Source organism: Paraburkholderia sp. UYCP14C (assembly GCF_004197395.1).
Taxonomy (GTDB): domain Bacteria; phylum Pseudomonadota; class Gammaproteobacteria; order Burkholderiales; family Burkholderiaceae; genus Paraburkholderia.
Genome location: NZ_SELS01000192.1, coordinates 1 through 2,814 on the forward strand (window position 1 = coordinate 1; position 2,814 = coordinate 2,814).

At 60.0% G+C, this 2,814-nt stretch carries 3 protein-coding genes; 2 read left to right on the plus strand and 1 reads right to left on the minus strand.

Annotation, left to right across the window (positions count from 1 at the left end; all coding sequences use genetic code 11):
• The coding region (locus EVC45_RS44085; RefSeq protein ID WP_129964297.1) for a TetR/AcrR family transcriptional regulator at positions 1-594 on the minus strand (594 nt) is incomplete at its 3' end.
• 119 nt (positions 595-713) lie between these two features.
• Between EVC45_RS44085 and EVC45_RS44090 the strand changes: the two genes are divergently transcribed.
• A complete protein-coding gene (locus EVC45_RS44090) occupies positions 714-1,466 on the plus strand; it encodes an SDR family oxidoreductase (RefSeq protein ID WP_129964298.1) in 753 nt (250 codons plus the stop codon).
• Positions 1,467-1,694: 228 nt separating this feature from the next.
• Positions 1,695-2,814 (plus strand): aminotransferase class V-fold PLP-dependent enzyme (locus tag EVC45_RS44095; RefSeq protein WP_129964299.1); only part of this gene is annotated, 1,120 nt, incomplete at its 3' end.

The window sequence follows — 2,814 nt, forward strand, 5'->3', positions numbered from 1 at the left end:
TCTCGCGCCGTAGCGCAATCCGTCGAGGAACAGCGTCACCAACCTCCAGGCATCGGGTGGGTCGGGACATTCCATCGGAGCGCAAAGCGCTGCCACCGCGCACAAGAGTTCGTCTGGCTGGACGCCTTCACGGATTTCGCCTGCGGCTGACGCGGCATCAAGGAGACTCTTAACGACAGGGCGAAGTCGCTCCAGGAAATAGGTCGGCAATGCCTTGAACGCGGCATCGCCAGAATTCAAAGCGGAAGCCAGACCGCGTCTCTTCGTCACGAAGTCCACGTAATGCGCGACCCATCCTGCTAGCGCCTCGTCGGCTCCGCGCGTGGCGGCAAGTTCGACGCCAACATCGGCGCAGGCATCTACTTCACTGCACAGCGCAGCCACGACCAGGTCCGAGCGCTGCGGAAAGTGCCGATAAATCGTGCCGATGCCGACGCCCGCCTTTTGCGCGATCTCGCGCACCGGTGCATCGATCCCCGAAGATTCGAAAACAGCCAGTGCCGTTCGCAGGAGCGTCTCAATGTTGCGCTGGGCGTCAGCGCGCACGGAACGCGGCGCGGCTCTGCTGGTGGACTCGTTCGTCTTGATGGCCAATTCGTTTTCCCCTTGCTATTCGGAACATGGTTCCGTATAGTTCTGTAACCGGATCGACGTTCCGCTTTTATTCTACCGCAAGCGGCTCGTTCACGCCCATCACTTTGAACGGAGGAAACATGCACAGCAAACCCGTTGCACTCGTTACCGGGGCCAACAAGGGAATCGGCCTTCAGATTGCGAAAGATCTTGCGTCGGAAGGCTTCACGGTGCTCGTCGGGGCACGCAAGCTGGACCTGGGCATGACTGCAGCGAACAGCGTCGGAGCAGACGCCCAGGCCATCCAGCTCGATGTGACGGATCAGGCGTCGATTGTCGCCGCGGCGAGACAGATCGAAGACACGTTGGGGCGTCTCGATGTGCTGGTCAACAACGCCGGGATCTCACGTCCGATCAAGCCGGGAACGTCCGTCGAAGAAATGAGAGACGGAGATAAGGTGAGCCGCGCAGCGGTTGACGATATGCGCGTGGTGTTCGAGACAAACGTGTTTGGGGTGGTCGCCGTTACCCAGGCGATGCTGCCGCTTCTGCGAAAAGCGCCGGCCGGCCGGATCGTCAACGTTTCGAGCGCAGGCGGTTCCCTAACCCTGAAGGACAATCCGTCGGATTACTCCCGGCAGTATGTCGGCGTTTATCAAGCGTCGAAAACAGCGCTCAATGCAGTGACGCAGGCGTTTGCCATTGAACTGGAAGAAACCGGAATCAAGGTCAATGCAGTCTGTCCAGGGTTCACCGCAACGGATTTGAGCAACTATGCTCCCGGAGCCGGATCGGTCGAGGATGCCGCACGAGAACCCGTTCGCCTCGCCCTTCTTGACGCAAGCGGCCCGACGGGCACTTTCACAAACACCGCCGGTCGCCTCCCCTGGTGAGATGACTGGCGTACATGCCGCTCGCTGTCGTCAACGGATAAAGAAGCGCGACAGCGAATAGATGCGCCGCGAGCAGTAGCGCGGCACAATCTTCTGCGCACGCTGCTAAAAAGACAATGTTCATGCGGTTTGCAGAGCCACTATGACTGCACAGACTGCCGGTTGCCAGGTAAATTTGTCTCGGGCTTGCAACTGAGAGCCGCGTCGAACCTAGAACCGGAGCCGGACATGTTTGACCGTACCACGTGCGAAACAGGCGTCGAAGTCGATTGGATACGCGTGCGCGAGTCATATCCCGCGCAGAGTCCGCTACTCAATCTGAACAACGCAGCCGTCAGTCCGCCCCCGCTGGTCGTCGAGCAGGCGGTCATCGACGCATACCGTTTCGTCAGCAAGAATCCGGACGTCAACATGTGGAGCGCCCTCGATGCACGGCTTCCAGACATCAAGCGGATACTGGCCACGCTCGTCGATTGCTCCCCAGAGGAAGTCGCCCTGAATCGGAATGCAAGCGAAGGGCTCAGCGTGGCAATCTTCGGCATCCCATTGTCGGTTGGTGACCGCGTGCTTGTGTCGCCCTGGGACTACCCGAGTGCATTGGGAGGCTGGCGGCAACGCGAAGAGCGTGAGCGCATCGTCGTTGATACCGTGACGTTCGATCTTCTGGCAAGCGATGACGACATTGTCGCCGCGTATTCATCCGCGATTCGTCCCGCCACGCGCGTCATGCATCTGACGCACATGATTCACTGGACGGGTCGGGTGCTGCCTGTCGCGCGCCTGATCGCGCTCGCGCGGCAGCACGGCATCGTGACCATCGTTGACGCGGCGCAATCGTTCGCGCAGTTACCCGTCAGCGTTCGCCTGCTCGGCTGCGATTTCTTTGTGACCAGCCTGCACAAATGGCTCGGGGCGCCCGTCGGCAATGGCATGCTGGTCGTTAATCGGGAGCGCATTCACGGGACCTGGCCATTGCTCGCGCTATTCGACGCGACGCCCGACAGAATCGCCAAATTCGATCACTGGAATCTCGGGACTTACAACTCGGCATTGCAGGCCGGCATCGAGCCGGCGATTCGCTTTCATCAGGCAATCGGCGTAACGAACATCCACGCGAGACTGAGTGCGCTCACTCGCTACTGGATTGCGCGCGCCGCTGACATTGATGGTTTGCGCATCCATACCCCGCTCGACACGGACGCGCTCGGCGCGGTGAGCCTTTTTTCCATCGACGACGTAGATACGGCGCGCCTCGAGATGATATTGCGGCAATCGTTCCTGGTTCATGTCAAATATCGGCGCGTAGGACAGTTGGAAGGTCTGCGAGTCTCGCCCCATATCTACATGA

Excerpts from the sequence above, each read along its gene's own strand:
- EVC45_RS44090 (WP_129964298.1), top strand. The coding sequence starts at position 714 with ATGCACAGCAAACCCGTTGCACTCGTTACCGGGGCCAACAAGGGAATC.